This window comes from Oribacterium sp. oral taxon 078 str. F0262 (assembly GCF_000160135.1).
Classification (GTDB): Bacteria; Bacillota; Clostridia; order Lachnospirales; family Lachnospiraceae; genus Oribacterium.
Map to the genome: position 1 here is coordinate 181,982 of NZ_GG729934.1, position 15,536 is coordinate 197,517.

Sequence of the window (15,536 nt, forward strand, 5' to 3'; positions counted from 1 at the left end):
CGCATGAAGGATGTATTGATTGAATTAAAGGACCTGGTGAAAATCTACGACACCGGATTGATCAAGGTGCTGGGACTCTATAAGATCAATCTAAAGATCTTCCGCGGGGAGTTCGTCGCCATCATGGGACAGTCCGGCTCCGGAAAGTCGACCCTCATGAATATCCTCGGCTGCCTGGACCGCCCGACGCTCGGAAACTACTACCTGGACGGCGTGGACGTCGCTTCCATGCCGTCGGATGAGCTGAACAAGGTGCGGAACCAAAAGATCGGCTTCGTTTTCCAGAGCTTCAACCTGATCAGCAGGATGAGTGCTCTGAAAAATGTAGAGATTCCCATGATCTACGCCCATAAAAACTCTCCCAAGGAGAGGGCGGAGAGGGCCGAGATGCTCCTCGAAAAGGTGGGACTTGGCGGGAGAATCCACCACCAGCCCAATGAGATGTCCGGAGGGCAGAGGCAGAGAGTCGCGATCGCGCGGGCGCTCACCAATGAGCCCCCCCTGATCCTCGCGGATGAGCCCACCGGCAATCTGGACACCGCAAGCTCTGTGGAAATCATGGAGATGTTCTCCGCCCTCCACAAGGCCGGGGCGACGGTCGTCGTCGTCACGCATGAGGAAAATATCGCAGCCTATACGGACAGGATGCTTCGCTTTTCCGACGGGCGCCTCATCTCGGACCGGGATAATCCGAATCCCACTCCGGTGCGGGACTTGAGTATCTTTGAGGGGATGTATCATCAGAAGGGAGTAGACCGGTGCTGATTGAAAACATGAAGATGGCGATCAATTCTCTCCGCGCCAATAAGCTTCGCTCCATTCTCACGATGCTCGGCATCATCATCGGCATCGGCTCTGTGATCTCCATCGTCTCCCTGGGGGACACCATGCGGAAGGTCTTCTCCGACATCTATAAGAATGTCGGAGAGACGCAGGCCTTTATCATGCTGAGCTATACGGTGGATGAAGTCAGAAGCAGCGACTCCTTCAGTCTGGATGATATCGACAAGCTGAAGCAGATTTTCGGGGACCGGCTTGCCTATATCGATGCCGGCTCGCAGTCCAGAGTGGATGTGAAGATCGGGAGAAAGAAGCAGAAGGCAGACTTCTCTGGAGTGGACTATAACTACGAAACTGTGCAGCCGGTGAACATGCTCTCCGGGCGATACCTGAATAAAAAGGACGTCCAGGAGACCCGGAATGTGGCAATGCTCAAGGACAGCACAGCGCGTCTTTTCTTCGGGACGGAAAACGCGGTGGGAAAGACCTTCCGCGCCGAAGTCGGCGGAGAGAACCGCACCTTCCAGGTGATCGGCGTCTACCATAAGGATGAGAGTGCGATCCAGAAGGTGCTCACGCAGACGAATGACAGCATCGGGGAGGTCATCATCCCCTGGACGATCCTTGCGCACGAAGGAGACGAGCTCCCGTCGCTCCGCTATTTCGGGCGGCTCGGGATGAATAAGTCGGAGATGGACCAGCTCAATACAGAGATCAAGGGCTATTTCAGCCGGACGAAGAATCGAAATCCCGAGGACTGGCAGATTGTTTCCCTGAAGACGCAGATGGGGCAGGTGGACAGCGTCATGGGCGGAATCTCCGCCGCAGTCGGCGGCATCGCGGCGATCTCCCTCCTGGTCGGAGGCATCGGCATCATGAACATCATGCTGGTCTCTGTCACGGAGAGGACGAGGGAGATCGGAATCCGAAAGGCGCTCGGCGCGAGCACGAGGGACATCCTCATACAGTTCCTTACGGAATCAGCGCTCCTGTCCGCATTGGGAGGCCTGATCGGCGTCCTGCTCGCCGTCGGCCTGGTCTCTCTGGGAGGTGCGATCTTCAACCTGCAGGTGGTGATAAAGCCGATCATCATCGTTATCGCGGTGGCATTCTCCGCCGTGGTCGGTGTATTCTTCGGGCTCTATCCCGCAAACCGCGCGGCAAACGAGGACCCGATCGTCGCGCTCCGCTACGAATAAAAAATTTCGAAAAAGAGCGAAGAAGCTTCAGAGCGGCAGTCTATGCCGCTCTTTTTGAGGGATTTTTTTGCGGTTTCTTCACTTTCTTCGATTTTTTCGCGGGAAAGTCAGAGAATTCTTGAAAAAAATAAAGATTCCTGTTAGAATCCCTCCCAGAGAGCCGGGAGTCTATCGGAAGGCTCTTTACCCAGATTGCAAAGGAGCTGATATGTTCAACAACAGCCGAAAGGCAGAAACTGCGTCCTGGAACGACAAGATCGACACGATCATCGGGGAGCATACCAATGTGGAGGGAACCCTGCACACAAAGGATACGACCAGGATCGACGGCAGGATTAAGGGAGAAGCGATTTCGGACGGCTACCTCATCATCGGAGAGGGAGGCTACGTGGAGGGCGATGTCCGAAGCGAGAACATGCTGATCGCCGGGACCGTTCACGGCAATGTCTATGTAAAGGACCGCCTGGAGATCACAGAAAGCGGAAAGATCATCGGGGATATCACGACGAAGTCCCTCGTCATCGCGGAGGGCGCGTCCTTTGCGGGAAAGTGCACCATGGCCGCGCTCCTGAAGGGAGCGGAGAACCAGCAGCCGACCGCAGGGCAGAAGGAGCTGATGAAGAATGGGGAAAGCAAGCTACAGCAGAGGGTCGCAGAAGCAAAGTAAGAAGGGAAACGGATTCACCCTTCTGCTTCTCTCAAACATAGAAAAGAAGCCGGTTCAGATCCGTCTCCCCCGCCTCTTTCTGAGGACCTGCGCGGCGCTCTTCCTCTTTCTCATCGGCCTCACGGGCTACGGACTGATCTCCGCCGCCCTCTTAAAGCCGGTGGCGAGGCAGAAGGCGGCTCTGGAGAGCGAGATCTCCGCCCTTCGGGAGGAGCAGAACAAAATCATCTCGGAAAACCAGAGCTTAAAGGCCTACACCGTACAGCAGGACAAGGAGATGCAGACACTCCAGGATATCTCGAACGACCTTAAGAGCAATGTTCAGGATATCCAGCAAAGAGACAGCGCGCTCCGGGAGAAGCTCGGCATGCAGGGAGAGGGAGAAGCGGAAGGACAGAGTCCCGCGGCTTCCGATGCCGCAGGATCTTCCGGAGAATCCTCCGGGGCTGCGGAGGAGGCCGCAGAGTATTACAGCGCAGAGGGGCTTTCGGAAGACGCCTCGGAGCTTATCCTCAGTGACCGCCCGAGGCTGAAGCTCACATCCTTTGTGAGCTATCGCCCGCCGCGCCAGGCCGAGACAGAGCTTCTCGCGGAGGAGCTTTACCGGCAGAAGCAGCTTCTCCTCCAGTCTGCGACGAATTACAGCCAGTATGAGGGCGTCGTCTCCTCCCGGGAGTTCCAGGCGGCGCAGAAAGCGGAGCAGTCGCGAGAGAGAAGAGCCTCCATCGTCGCCTACGCGATGCAGTTTCTCGGAGGGAAATACCGCTGGGGGGCAAATGATCCCCACACCGGGGTGGACTGCTCGGGATTTACGAGATATGTGCTCGGGCACGCGGGGGGCGTCTATCTGAACCGCACCGCTGCGGAGCAGTCCCGGCAGGGCTCCGAGGTCTCCGTCTCGAACATAAGGCCGGGTGACCTTCTCTTCTACGGTAGCTCTGGCCACGTGGACCATGTCGCGATGTACATCGGAGACGGAAAGGTCATCCACGCCTCCAATTCGAGAAATGGAATCCGAATCTCAAGCTGGAACTACCGAAATCCCGTCCGCATCAAGAATATGATCGGGGAATAGTATCATCGGGAGACCATGTGATTCGGGAATAGCGGGAAACAGCGGATCAAAGAAGCCGCGGGCAGTGAAGACGGAAATGTCCTTACTGCCCGCGGCTTCTTCTTTTTTGGCTTTTGGCTTTAGCCTGCTGAGCATGTGGTTCGCTTGCAAAGCAAGTGAAGCATTGCGAAGCAAAAAACCACCCGCTATATCCTTGCCGCAGCAAGCAGATCCCTCGCGGAAAGCCCGTTTTTCTTCCCTTCCCCCCGGAAGTTCATGTGGGCCGCCAGGATATAGAAAAACCTCGGGAAGAATGCCGGGCCAATGTAAAGATCCTCTTCCAGCGCCTTCCCCTCCCGTATCCTCTCTGAAAGAAGGAGGAGGGCTTTCCCCGCATGCTTCATCGGACCGGAGCAAAGCGGAATCCTCCGGACCAGGGTTCCAAGCATCTCCCCGGCTCCGATCGCGAGCCCGCCGCGGTAGGTATAGGAGCATTTCTCTGACCAGATCTGCACCATACGAAGAAGATTTCTGAGCTGTCTGCTCTCATAAAAGCCCATATTCGAAACGACATAGATCCTTCGCCCTGGATCCTGCCTGGAGGCTTGCAGCGCCTCCATCAGGCGGAGTACGGCAGAGGGGATCCCGTCCACGTAGAGGGGCATCCCGAGAATGAGGGTATCCGCCCCCTTAAGGAGAGACAGAAGCTTCTCCTGCTTTCCCATATACTGAGACAGCGAGTAAAGCTCTGCCTCCTTTCCCGTATTCTCCCGGATAGTCTCGAGAAATGCCAGGGTATTCGAGCGTTTTCCGCGGAGGCTCCCGTTCAAAAGGACGAGCCTCCCGGATCTTGTCCCGTCAAATGCCGGATCATCCGCCCTTGGCTTTCCGTTCAGAGGGACGAAGCCTTCACTGGACTTTTGTCCGGATAAATCCCGCAGGATTGGCTCCGCCGAATGCTCTGCGGGTTCTGTCGCTTTCTCCCCCGCCCGGACTTTAGAGGATTCATAGAAGCGAAGCTCTCTGAGCTCTGCCTCTAAATTGAGGCACACGGACTTCACATAGCTCTCTGCCTCTGCCTTTTCCTCCTCCGTAATATCCTCCCCATAGAAGAGGATGCGGAGCGGGAGAGGAGCGCGCTTCGGTCTTATCCTGTGGTGCATCTCGCCCCGGATTATCCGGAAATAGGGGAGGAGATAGCCGATACTTCGGTCCATGACATTCTTCACGAAAGGACTGAAGCCGCCGAAGGAGCAGCGGCTTATGATAAGGAGCTCATCCGCCTCGGAGAGGAGCGCCCCCATATGCTCAAAGCCATCCCGGATGACGCAGCGCCCCGGCGTCTTAAGCCAGCAGCAAAAGCAGCCGGTGCAGGGGCGGATCCTTCCCGTATCGGAAAGGACCGTCCAGTGCCCTCTATCCGCTTTATCTCCTCCTCCTGCTTTCTCCGTTTCCGGCCCTATCTCTGCGGCACGCAGAAACGCAGAGACATCAGCTTCCGGAATAGCAGCCTTAGAAAAATCAAACTTAGAAAGATCAAGTTCATAAAAGCTTTCGGGAAGGGAATCCTCTCCCCGCTTTTCCCTCGGATTTTCCGTCATTTCCCGGTTCTTTCCGGGCAGGTCATGAATCAGGAGCTTCAAAATCTTTCCCTCCGATCTCCATAATTCGAAAAAATATGATAAAGAGGCCTGAATATCCGAAACGATTCCGACCCCGCGCAGCTGGCAGTTGCGAACATGAGGCCGGTCTCTTGGCTTGAGATCATTATAGCTGTCTGCGCTGTCAGGGTAAATGGATCGGAAGGAAATTTTTCTTTTATGAAGCATATGGACAGAGTCTGTCCACATCAAGTTCTATACTCGCAGAAAGATGTGAGATACGAGGTCTCTTCACTCTTCTTTTTCCGGAATTGCGGTCTCAGCGGCAGATCTCGCACTCTCCCTGCCTTTGAGATGTCGGATGAGAAGGAGAAGAGCGGAGCGCTCCTCCTCATCCAGTCTTCTCCAGTGCTCCAGGAGAAGCGCTTCCTCCTCTTTGCCTTCTTCCTCCGAGACTCGGAAGAAATCGGAGAGGGAAATGCCCATCACCCGGCAGATTCTCTCCACCTTGTCGAGGGGAGGATAGAGGTTTTTCTGATACCAGGTGGCGATCGTGGACTGGGGAATTCCGCTCAGCTTCGCGAGCTTATAAACACTAAGCCCCCGGAGCTTTCTAAGCTCCGTGATGCGGGAGAGAATGTCGAAATTCTCGGAATTCAGATCAGGGTTCACGGCGGCCTCCCGGAAACTATTGCGGTATCACGATAGTGTTAAACGATATCTTGTATTTTATTGGGAGATTCTTATGGACAATAGCTCCATAATTGCGATATAATAAATCGGTATTACGATATATTTAAGAATTAGAAAGAAAGGAGAAAATTTCCATGAAAAAGCCGGCTGAAGCTAGCACTCCGAAGCTCGGAAAGAGACCATAAAAGCCGTTTGCAATCAAAAAGGGGGTATGGAGAAGCGGGCAGAAGCTGGGGCTGAGCGACGTTGTATCCATCATCCATGGGGAATCAAGTGATGAGGAAGGGTGATATCCTGTAAAATTTATAACTCCCTATAAATGCAGGCATTTATGAGAAAAGCCGATTTGTCCTCTGCGCTGTAAGAGGCTACAATGAAGAGAAAAGCGCATCGGATTTTCCGGGAGATTTCGATCTTTCAGTGCATCGGATCGGTCTTTCGGACGGTCCGGATATTTCAGGACAGATGAGAGGACTTATATGAGAGGGAAGAGGCTCTTTACTGCATTGTTTCTTATGGCAGCGGCGGTCTTTTTTGCTGCTTCCTGCGGCACGGGATCCGGAGGGAAGCAGTCTTTGGGAACGGAGGCTTCCGAGAGTGAAACCGGCGAAAAACAGTCCGCAGAAGGCGTTTCCGCATCGAAGGAGGACGGCGGGGATCGGGTAATTACCGTCGGATGTGAGGCCACGACGCCGGGCTGGGTGCAGACGGATGAAAACGGGAAGCTCTCCGGTTATGATTATGATGTCTGGCAGGAGATCGGGAGGAGAACCGGCTATCAGATTGACTATAAGGTCATGGAGTGGAACAGTCTCTGGCTCATGCTCGGGGACGGGCGTCTCGACTCTGTCGGTGAGCAGATTTCGTATAATGCGGAGCGAAGCAAGAAGTACGAGCTCTCCGAGCCCTATGCCTATAATATTTATTCCCTGCTGTGCGCAAAGGACAATGAGAAGCTGAAGAGCATGGAGGATCTGAAGTCCGGCATGACGATCTCCTGCGAGACCAATACCAGCGATGACCTGATCGTTGCAGCGATCGACAAGGAGTTCGGCATTGAGCTTAAGCCCATGTATTACAGCGGGATGTCCGTCCAGGATGTGGCGCTCGGGAGATGTGATCTCTGGCCGAGGGCCTATACCTCCTGTGTGAATACGGTGAAGGAGGTGGACAATCTAAGGATCCTCGGAAATACAAATGTCGTGGAGACGAATGTATTTCCCTTTGCCAAAACGGAAAGAGGGGAGAAACTCTGCAAACTGGTCTCCGGAGCCCTTCGGGAGATGAAGGAAGACGGGAGCCTTAAGAAGATATCGGAGAAGTGGTTCGATATGGATATCAGCATCAAGCCGGAGGGCGCGGAGGATCTGAACTAAACTAAGAGGGAGAAAATACAGAGGAGATACGGAGAAGCTTATGGATTGGGTATTTGCGGAGAGCTGCACGAAGGCGATTATGAGGGCTCTTCCCATTACATTGGAGCTTACGGCGGTTTCATTTGTATTGTCCCTGCTCCTCGCAGTGTTCATCGCGGTGATCGATTATTTCAAGGTGCCTGTACTGAGACAGTTTTTTGCGCTCTACGTATCCTTTTTCCGGGGGACACCGCTGCTGCCGCAGCTCTTCCTTTTATATTTCGGTATCCCGACCTTCATAAAACCCTTGAGGAGTATCCCGGCCATCGTGATCTGTACGATCGGTCTCACTCTGAATGCGGCGGCCTATATGAAGGAGGTGGTCCGCGGAGCTCTCCTCTCTGTGCCGGAGGGGCAGAGGGAAGCGGCATTGGCGCATGGGATGAGCGAGACGCGGACCATGACGCGGATCGTGCTGCCGCAGGCTGCGAGGGTCGCGATTCCTTCTCTTTTTAATAATCTTGTGGACATCGTAAAGGGAAGCTCCATGGCCTTTACGATCGGCGTGGTGGAGATCACCGCAGCGGCAAATCTCAGGGCCTCTGTGACCTTCAATTATTTTGAGGCATATATGATTCTTATGCTGGTGTACTGGCTGATTATCCTGCTGCTGGAGCGCCTGGAGAGCGCGGCGGAGAAGCATTTTGACAGGATCTACAGCTCGGACTCCGCCTCCCTTCGGAAGACTTCCGTCTAAAGCCCGGGGATTCATGGAATGTCCCTGGATTTTGGGGATTTTCCTCTGCCTGCTCTTTTCCTTTAGAATCATAAAAAAGTTGTAAAATGCGCTCCGACAAGGTATGCTCCTAAGGAAGATTCCTGCGTGATACCAAAAAATCTTCCTTAGGAGCTGTTTTGCGTGGAGATCACTGTTTTGCGTGGAAATTACCGCTCCCCCGGAAAATCCGGGGAGAACTGTCGGAAGTTCCCGAAACGGGGAAGAATATCAGAGTATGTCAAAGGCATGATAGGATGGAGGATGGTGTTTGGACATAAAGATAGTACCTGCTTATCATCAGCGGGAAGAGCTGAGAACGTTGTTTGAGGAGTATACCAGGCTTTTGATTGAAAAAGATGCGTCATTTAAAAAGTACCTTGATCTTCAAAACTATGAGGAAGAGATCGATCATCTGGATGGAAAGTATGGTCTTCCCTATGGGAGAGTGTATCTGCTCTACTGTGATGAAAAGCCGGCGGGCTGCATAGGGCTAAGGAAGATCGACGATCAAAGCTGTGAGATGAAGCGCCTTTATATACGACCCGAGTTCAGAGGCAAAAGGCTTGGGGAAATTCTAGTGGAGAGGATCATAGGAGATGCGAGGGAGATCGGCTACTCCCATATGCTGCTGGACACACTTCCGTTTTTGCAAAGCGCGCTTCGCCTCTATAAGAAATTCGGGTTTTATGAGATAGAAAGCTATAATAACAGCCCGATGAAGAATTCGATCTATATGAAGCTGGATTTATCGTGAGCGGAAGATCGGAGAGCGGATTCGGCCTGTCTTAGCGCCAGGGGTGGGAAGCGGATTCGGCTCGGCTTAGCGCTATAGGCGGGAAGCGGTATCGGAGCGTCTTTTGGCAGCGAGCCGGCTTAAGGGGAAGGAGAGAGGCAGGGGAGTCTGGAGGATGCCGTGAGAGGGAGTGAGCTATGGCAAAGGGAGAGAGCGCAGAGTATAAGTACGATGTCTTTATCAGCTATCGCCATGTCAGGCCGGATGCGGATATCGCGAGGAGTCTCCACCGGCTTTTAGAGACCTTTCCCATTCCGAAATCTCTTCGTTCCTCCGGCTGGCTCGGGAGATCCTTTCTCGACCGGGAGGAGCTCACGGCCGGGGATCTCACGGATTCCATCCGGGAGGGAATCGGAAGATCGAGATATCTGATCTCTGTCTGTTCTCGCAGGACGAGATTCTCTCCCTGGTGTCTGAAGGAGATCGAGCTCTTTCGGAGCCTTCACGGGGATGAGAGGATACTGGTGCTCCTTTTAGAGGGAGAGCCGGAGGAAGTCTTCCCGGAGGCACTGAAGAGCTTAAAGAGGAGCAAAGAGGGGGAGGAGCGGAGGAGGGAGCTTCTCGCGGCGGATATTCGGACGAAGGCGGTGAAAAGCCCTGATTTTTGCGGCTATGAGAAGCTGAGTGCCCCGAAGCTTGGTATCTTCCGAAAGGAGGCTCTGAAGCTCCTTCGGGAGACGGAGATCTACAGGCTTATGGCGGGGATGCTCGGAATCAGCTACGGGGATCTTAGGCAGAGAGGGCGGGAGAGGAGGCTTCGGCTTTTGCTTTCGATCAGCGGAATGGTGCTCGGCGTGAGTCTCATCTTCCTATTCTGTCTTTGGAATCTCTACCGCCGCTCCGTCCGCTCGGAGCGAAGGGCCAGGCAGCAGACCGCGATTATGATTCTGAACTATGCGGACTCGGCTCTCGCAAGAGGAGATCGGCTCTCCTCTCTTTTGATCGCGGACAGGGCCATGGACTATGTCTCGGATTCCATGGAGGAGATCGACTATATCCATTCCCTGGATTATTCCATCCTGAACAGGGCTTTGCTCCGGGAGCCCTACAGCGGGCTCTCCCTCCTTAAGACCGGAAGGGAAGGCCCGTTTTATGCTGCCCTCGAGGGAGGGAAAAAGCTTCTCGTGATCGGGGAAGACAACGGGATGGAGCTATGGGATATCGAAGGGGGCTTTCGGGAGAGAAGCTGTTCTGCGCCCTTTCCTCTGGTGAGCCTCGCCGCGGATTCGGAGAGTGGCATTGTCGTGAGCAATTCCTTCGACGGGGAGCTTCTGCTCTGGGATAGGGAACTGAAACGCTGTCAGAGGATCGGAAATACGGGGGAGAAATATTATACGGAGATGGGGCTTGCGGGCGGCGGGAAATTCCTGCTGGGCTTTCGGAGTCTCTCCGCCTCTCCCCGCCTCGAGCTTTGGGATATCGAGGGAAAAAGGATTGTCTATACGAAGGAGCTTGGGGAGGGGAAGCAGCTTCTCCAGGTGCTTCCTTCTCCGGACGGCTCTTTCCTCGCATTCGCTCTCTCGGACAGCTCCGTCATCGAAGTCGGGCTTAAGGATCTGGAGGAGAGAGTCTTACTGGAGCCGGAGGAGGGGAAAAGCTCCGCGGGGAGGACGATGCTGTATTCCGAGGACGGAAGGTATCTCTACCGCTGTCTGGAGGACATCCTTTCCATTGTGGACAGGGAAAATCCTTCGGAGAAAAAAAGCGTGGAGCTCTCCCTTCGCTGCCGCTCTATACGGGGCTATGGGAACTACCTCTATCTTTTGGCTTCTGCCGGATCGAAGATCCTTCTTTTTGACAGGGAGAGCATGGAGGAGACGGGCTTTCTGATCGGGAAAATTGCCCGGCTGTCCAATTTCGAGATCAATCCCGAAAATGGGGATGCTGTCGGGGTCTGGGAGGATCGGAGCGCGGCCTTTTGGTCCGGGATCGACTATCATTCGAAGGAAAATAAGATTACGGGGGAGATCAGGGAGATGCAGGATGCCGATTCCGTAAAGCTTTCCTTTACGAGGGACGGGAAGTATCTGATCCACTCCGCAGCGGATGGGAGCATCCTGCTTTTGGACGCTGTGGGGAGCGGAAAGCGCAGGGAATGCCGGGGGAGACTGCTTTCGCAGAGCAGGAATCGAAGCTATACTCTGCATACGGACGGGGAGAGGCTCTATCTCTTCCATACCGGGGAGGGGAAGCTGCTCCGGGACTGGGAGCTTCCGGAGGAGGTCAATCCGGAATTCAATGTCTTTTCTCTGAATTCTACGGCAACGGTTATGGCGGTGAGCGATACCCTGTCGGCCAATCTCAGCCTGGTGGACATCGCCTCCGGAGAAGTGCTCTCAGAGACAGAGTCCCGGAAGAAGTCCGCGGGGGAGGGCGTCATGGTGACGGGGATTCAGTTTTCGAAGGACGGCTCCTCGGTATTTGCGGCCTTTTCGGACGGGGTGGTGGAGGGCTATGACGGGAGGACGGGAGAGCCGAATGGCTTTCGAAGGGAGCTTGAGAGCGACATTGTGTCTATCGTCCTCAGTGAGGAGGACGATGCCATTGCCGTGAACACGGCGGAGCACCGCTGCCGGATCTTTTCGCTCCCGGATGGGGAAGAGGGGGAGGAGCTCCCGGGGGAGTGCTACAGTCTCTACAGGGAAGGCGGGAAGCGGAATGCGCTCGGGATTACCGGGAATGACATCTTCCGCTATACGGAGGGAGAGGAGATCCATATCGTCCCGACCAATAATTTGAGGCAGGGGATGGGAAATGAGAAGCTTAACAGCAATTCCATCTCTCCCGACCGGCGCTATCTCATCACCAATACCGGGGGAGACACGGTTATGACGGATGCAAAGACCGGAGTTTATATCAGAAGCTTCGGAAGGGGAGATGCCGAGCGCCCCGTGAGCGGGAGAGCTTATTTTACAGAAGACGGAGAGAAGCTCATCTTTGACAGCGGAACGGAGAGCTCTTCTTTGGAGAGGGTCTTCCGGGAGGAGGAGCTTTCGGCTCTTTCGGAAAAGGCGCTCAGAGGGCGGAGTCTCAGCGATGAGGAGCTTTCGAAAATCGGAAGGTCACAGTAGGAGGTCGGTATGCGGAATTACTGGATCGGGAAGCTCGCCCGCAGCAGGAAGCGGCTGATGTATTTCCTGCTCCTTTCGGGAGGGATACTCGGGGCGATCGGCTCTTATCTTTACTATGGGTCTCAGCTTTCCGGCTGGAGGCTTTGGCTTTCGGTCCTCTTCAGCACCATAAAGCTCTATTTTTTCGCGCCGACCATAGGGCTTACGGAAAAGTATTCTGTATTTTATGAGATCGCGAAGTGGCTTTCCCCCCTTGGGAGCCTTCTTGGCATCGTGAATGCCTTCGGAGTGCTATGGCATCAGCTCTCCTACATCAGGAAGAGTCTTTTTGCGAAGCGGTATCTCGTCTTCGGGGAGGGCGAGAGCGCCTACCGGCTTTTACGGAATCTCATCCGGGAAAATAACGGGGTCGGTGCCATGATCGCGGGCTCTGACTGTCCCTATGACAAGAGCTTTTTGATCGGAAAGGGGATCCGGAGGCTTTCCTCGGATCTCTCCCGGGATCCTTCCGCCCTTCTCCGGGAGGAGATGGGGGGAAGAGGGGACTGTGCTGTGATCTTCTTCGGGGAGGATATCGAAAATTTCAAGAATATGCGGCTCTTCCATGATCGGGTGCTTCCCCTTCCGGGCCGCTGTCACATGGTCCTTCGCTCCCGCTCCCATCTTCTGCAGGCGATGATGGAGAGAAGCATTGACAGCATGAAGAGGGCAGAGATCAGCTTTTTCAATATGGAGGATGCCGTCGCGGGGCAGCTGATGGAGGCGCTTTGCCGGAGGGAGGAGCTTTTTCGGAAGGAGGCGGCTCCCTCCGATGCGGCTGATTTTGAGACGCTCTGCGGGGCAATCGGGAGTCTTCACGTCCTGATCCTTGGCTTTGGGAGGCTGGGGGAGGCTGTGCTCCTTGCGGCTTTGAACAGCCTGGTCTGTAATCCCATGGAGAACAATCATTTCACGATCGCGGACAGGGAGGTCGAAAAGCGCCTCTCGGAGCTTACGGCGGAGTATCCCTTTCTCGGAAAGACGGCGGAGCTTCACGCGCTTACGGCGGACATCCTCGGGAAGGACTTTCTCTCTCTCATCGAGGAGGAAGATCGGAGGAGACGGATCGACATCGTCGTTTTCTCCCTCGGTGAGCTTTCCGACAATCTCATCTTAATGGAGCGGCTGAAGGAGCTTTTCAGGGGGAGGATTGCGGCCTTAAGGATCGGGGATCCGGAGAGCTTCTCCGCGTTTTTTGAGAATTTCTCGGGCTATTACGGCGCCCTCATCCCCTTTGGGATCGAGAGCAGGGTACTGAATACGCAGTGCGTCCTAGAGGATCAAAGGAGAGAGGCGGCGATGGACTTCAATGCCCGCTACCATGCGCTTTCCTCTGAAATCGTCTCGAAGGAAGGGGCGAAGGAGAGCAGGAGAGAGCTGTGGGAGGAGCTCAGTCTTTTAAAGAAGGATTCCTGCATGAGCCAGATGCTCCATAAGGAGATGAAGGAGCGGGTTCTCCTGCATTTTCTCCCCGGGGAGGAAAAGGAAAAGCTTCTTTTACAAAAGCTTAAAGACTGGGAGAGGAAGCTTCAGAGTCTTTCTCCTTCTAAGAGGACGGAGGAGATCGAGAGGGATCCTCTGATGTGCTTTATGGCGGCGCTTGAGCATAAAAGGTGGTGCAATTTTTATTATCTTAAGGGCTTTCGCTATTCTAAAAAGAAGGATGAGGAAGCGAGGACGCATGACTGCCTGATCCCTGACTGGGGGGAATTTCTCCGAAGCGATAAGAGGGATACCATCGTCTATGATCTTCTCGCTTCGCTCAGCATAAGGGAGTGAGAGGGGCAGGAATCGGGGGAGGCGCGGGGCCTTCTTTTATTTGCCATGCCCTTCGCTTTGTGCTAGACTGTTATGGATCGAGGTGCGAGATGATACGATATGTGAGGGGAATCCTCCGGGAGCTTCGGGAGGGAATGGTGCTTGTGGAGGCCGGGGGACTTGGCTATGGAATCCGTGTTCCGGCCTCTTTGCTTCCGGCACTTCCTCCCCCCGGAGAAGAGGTGAAGATCCATACTTATTTTTCCGTGCGGGAGGATGCGATGGAGCTCTTCGGCTTCCTCACGGCGGAGGACCGGGACATCTTTGTCCGCCTGCTCGGTGTGAGCGGGATCGGGCCGAAGGGAGCGCTCGGGATCCTCTCGGTCCTCCGGCCGGAGGAGCTTCGGAGGGCGATCTTTTCCGGGGATATCCGTTCGATTCAGGCCGCGCCCGGAATCGGGAAGAAGACGGCGGAGCGCCTGATTCTGGATTTAAAGGATAAGATCGATCCCCCGGATTTTCTCCCCGCTTTCTCCGATGGGGAGATCCCGGAGGGCGGAGAGGAGGCTCTTCGGGACAGCGCGAAGGAAGCGCTGGAGGCTCTCCTTTCTCTGGGATACGGCATGGCGGAGGCGCAGAGGGCGGTCCGGAGGGTGAAGCTCACAGAGGATATGACGCCGGACGATGTCTTAAAGCAAAGTCTTCGGCATCTGGCGTTTTAAGGAAGGCGAATGGAACGAAGGATCATCAATACGGAGGAGAGCTCGGAGGATCGGAGCTTTGAGCCTGCGATCCGGCCGCAGCTTCTTTCGGATTACATCGGGCAGAGAAAGCTGAAGGAGATGCTTTCTGTCTACATCCGGGCCGCGAAAAACCGCGCGCAGTCCCTCGATCACTGCCTTTTCTACGGCCCTCCGGGACTGGGAAAGACGACGATCGCAAACATCATCGCGCATGAGCTCGGGGTGAATATCAAGGTCACGTCCGGACCGGCGATCGAGAAGCCGGGGGAGATGGCGGCGCTTCTCAACAATCTCTCCGAGGGCGATGTGCTCTTCGTAGATGAGATCCACCGCCTGAACCGGCAGGTGGAGGAGGTGCTGTATCCCGCGATGGAGGACTTCGCGATCGACATCATGCTCGGAAAGGACGCCTCCTCCCGCTCCATCCGACTCGAGCTTCCGCACTTCACTCTGATCGGGGCGACCACCAGGGCGGGGCTGCTCTCCGCTCCGCTTCGGGACCGCTTCGGCATCATCGCGAAGCTGGAGTTCTACGAGACAGCGGAGCTGGAGGAGATCGTGCTCCGCTCTGCCCGGGTTTTGAAGGTGGAGATCGAGCCGGAGGGGGCGAGGAGGATCGCGCTTCGCTCCCGGGGGACACCGCGCCTGGCCAACCGTCTCTTAAGGAGGACGAGGGATTTCGCGGATATCCGCTACGAGGGAAGGATCACGGCGGAGGCAGCGGACTATGCGCTGGACATCCTGGATGTCGACAGGCTGGGCCTCGATCAGAATGACCGGAGCTATCTTCTCACGATCATGGAGAAGTTCAGCGGAGGTCCCGTGGGACTTGAGACGCTCGCCGCCTCTCTCGGAGAGGACAGCGGGACGATAGAGGATGTCTATGAGCCCTATCTTCTCATGAACGGGCTCATCATGCGGACACCCCGGGGAAGGGTCGCGACAGAGCGCGCGTATCGGCATCTGGGGCTTCCGCATCAGTCCAGCCTGGAGCTTTAGGGGCGG

Annotated in this window: 13 protein-coding genes; 11 read left to right on the plus strand and 2 right to left on the minus strand. The window is 55.1% G+C overall.

The features are described 5' to 3' along the window. Nucleotides 1-3 precede the first annotated feature (3 nt). The 4 genes from GCWU000341_RS04600 to GCWU000341_RS04615 all read left to right on the plus strand — a co-directional run bounded on the left by GCWU000341_RS04600 (nucleotide 4) and on the right by GCWU000341_RS04615 (nucleotide 3,721). A complete protein-coding gene (locus tag GCWU000341_RS04600; protein ID WP_009214622.1) occupies nucleotides 4-765 on the plus strand; it encodes an ABC transporter ATP-binding protein in 762 nt (253 codons plus the stop codon). Beyond that, entirely contained in the window at nucleotides 759-1,979 is a 1,221-nt protein-coding gene (locus GCWU000341_RS04605; RefSeq protein ID WP_009214623.1) for an ABC transporter permease, read from the plus strand. The genes GCWU000341_RS04600 and GCWU000341_RS04605 overlap by 7 nt, the downstream gene beginning before the upstream one ends. Before the next feature lie 208 nt (nucleotides 1,980-2,187). After that, nucleotides 2,188-2,646: a bactofilin family protein gene (locus GCWU000341_RS04610; RefSeq protein ID WP_009214624.1), complete on the plus strand. Its 459-nt coding sequence runs from the start codon at nucleotides 2,188-2,190 to the stop codon at nucleotides 2,644-2,646. Then, nucleotides 2,603-3,721 carry an NlpC/P60 family protein gene (locus tag GCWU000341_RS04615; RefSeq protein WP_009214625.1) on the plus strand — a complete coding sequence of 373 codons (1,119 nt, stop codon included), beginning with the start codon at nucleotides 2,603-2,605 and terminating at the stop codon, nucleotides 3,719-3,721. Before GCWU000341_RS04610 ends, GCWU000341_RS04615 begins: the two co-directional genes overlap by 44 nt. A gap of 185 nt (nucleotides 3,722-3,906) precedes the next feature. Here the strand turns inward: GCWU000341_RS04615 and GCWU000341_RS12600 are convergent, their stop codons facing one another. Continuing rightward, on the minus strand, nucleotides 3,907-5,343 hold the full coding sequence (locus tag GCWU000341_RS12600) for a flavodoxin family protein (RefSeq protein WP_155812649.1): 1,437 nt from the start codon (nucleotides 5,341-5,343) through the stop codon (nucleotides 3,907-3,909). A gap of 249 nt (nucleotides 5,344-5,592) precedes the next feature. Further along, nucleotides 5,593-5,973 (minus strand): helix-turn-helix domain-containing protein, encoded by a 381-nt coding sequence (locus tag GCWU000341_RS04630; protein WP_009214627.1) that lies wholly within the window; start codon nucleotides 5,971-5,973, stop codon nucleotides 5,593-5,595. A gap of 500 nt (nucleotides 5,974-6,473) precedes the next feature. On the opposite strand from GCWU000341_RS04630, the gene GCWU000341_RS04635 reads away from it, so the two are divergent. The 7 genes from GCWU000341_RS04635 (at nucleotide 6,474) to ruvB (ending at nucleotide 15,530) form a co-directional block, all read left to right on the plus strand. After that, nucleotides 6,474-7,370, plus strand: a complete 897-nt coding sequence (locus GCWU000341_RS04635; RefSeq protein ID WP_009214629.1) for a transporter substrate-binding domain-containing protein — start codon at nucleotides 6,474-6,476, stop codon at nucleotides 7,368-7,370. 40 nt (nucleotides 7,371-7,410) lie between these two features. Continuing rightward, complete coding sequence (locus GCWU000341_RS04640; protein WP_009214630.1) at nucleotides 7,411-8,106, plus strand: amino acid ABC transporter permease; 696 nt, start codon at nucleotides 7,411-7,413, stop codon at nucleotides 8,104-8,106. 289 nt (nucleotides 8,107-8,395) lie between these two features. Continuing rightward, nucleotides 8,396-8,881 (plus strand): GNAT family N-acetyltransferase, encoded by a 486-nt coding sequence (locus GCWU000341_RS04645; RefSeq protein ID WP_009214631.1) that lies wholly within the window; start codon nucleotides 8,396-8,398, stop codon nucleotides 8,879-8,881. Nucleotides 8,882-9,057: 176 nt separating this feature from the next. After that, a complete protein-coding gene (locus tag GCWU000341_RS04650; protein ID WP_009214632.1) occupies nucleotides 9,058-11,991 on the plus strand; it encodes a TIR domain-containing protein in 2,934 nt (977 codons plus the stop codon). Between the two features lie 9 nt (nucleotides 11,992-12,000). Continuing rightward, nucleotides 12,001-13,809, plus strand: coding sequence for a hypothetical protein (locus GCWU000341_RS04655; RefSeq protein ID WP_009214633.1), 1,809 nt, complete (start codon nucleotides 12,001-12,003; stop codon nucleotides 13,807-13,809). Nucleotides 13,810-13,898: 89 nt separating this feature from the next. Continuing rightward, nucleotides 13,899-14,510 carry a Holliday junction branch migration protein RuvA gene (ruvA, locus tag GCWU000341_RS04660; RefSeq protein ID WP_009214634.1) on the plus strand — a complete coding sequence of 204 codons (612 nt, stop codon included), beginning with the start codon at nucleotides 13,899-13,901 and terminating at the stop codon, nucleotides 14,508-14,510. A 9-nt stretch (nucleotides 14,511-14,519) separates the two neighbouring features. Continuing rightward, nucleotides 14,520-15,530, plus strand: coding sequence for a Holliday junction branch migration DNA helicase RuvB (gene ruvB / locus GCWU000341_RS04665; protein ID WP_009214635.1), 1,011 nt, complete (start codon nucleotides 14,520-14,522; stop codon nucleotides 15,528-15,530). The last annotated feature ends 6 nt before the right edge of the window (nucleotides 15,531-15,536 follow it).

What these genes read in the sequence shown, in the direction of transcription:
- GCWU000341_RS04615 (WP_009214625.1), top strand. Translation starts at nt 2,603, where the DNA reads ATGGGGAAAGCAAGCTACAGCAGAGGGTCGCAGAAGCAAAGTAAGAAG.
- ruvB (WP_009214635.1), top strand. Translation starts at nt 14,520, where the DNA reads ATGGAACGAAGGATCATCAATACGGAGGAGAGCTCGGAGGATCGGAGC.
- GCWU000341_RS04640 (WP_009214630.1), top strand. Translation starts at nt 7,411, where the DNA reads ATGGATTGGGTATTTGCGGAGAGCTGCACGAAGGCGATTATGAGGGCT.
- GCWU000341_RS04650 (WP_009214632.1), top strand. Translation starts at nt 9,058, where the DNA reads ATGGCAAAGGGAGAGAGCGCAGAGTATAAGTACGATGTCTTTATCAGC.
- GCWU000341_RS04610 (WP_009214624.1), top strand. Translation starts at nt 2,188, where the DNA reads ATGTTCAACAACAGCCGAAAGGCAGAAACTGCGTCCTGGAACGACAAG.
- ruvA (WP_009214634.1), top strand. Translation starts at nt 13,899, where the DNA reads ATGATACGATATGTGAGGGGAATCCTCCGGGAGCTTCGGGAGGGAATG.
- GCWU000341_RS04600 (WP_009214622.1), top strand. Translation starts at nt 4, where the DNA reads ATGAAGGATGTATTGATTGAATTAAAGGACCTGGTGAAAATCTACGAC.
- GCWU000341_RS04635 (WP_009214629.1), top strand. Translation starts at nt 6,474, where the DNA reads ATGAGAGGGAAGAGGCTCTTTACTGCATTGTTTCTTATGGCAGCGGCG.
- GCWU000341_RS04655 (WP_009214633.1), top strand. Translation starts at nt 12,001, where the DNA reads ATGCGGAATTACTGGATCGGGAAGCTCGCCCGCAGCAGGAAGCGGCTG.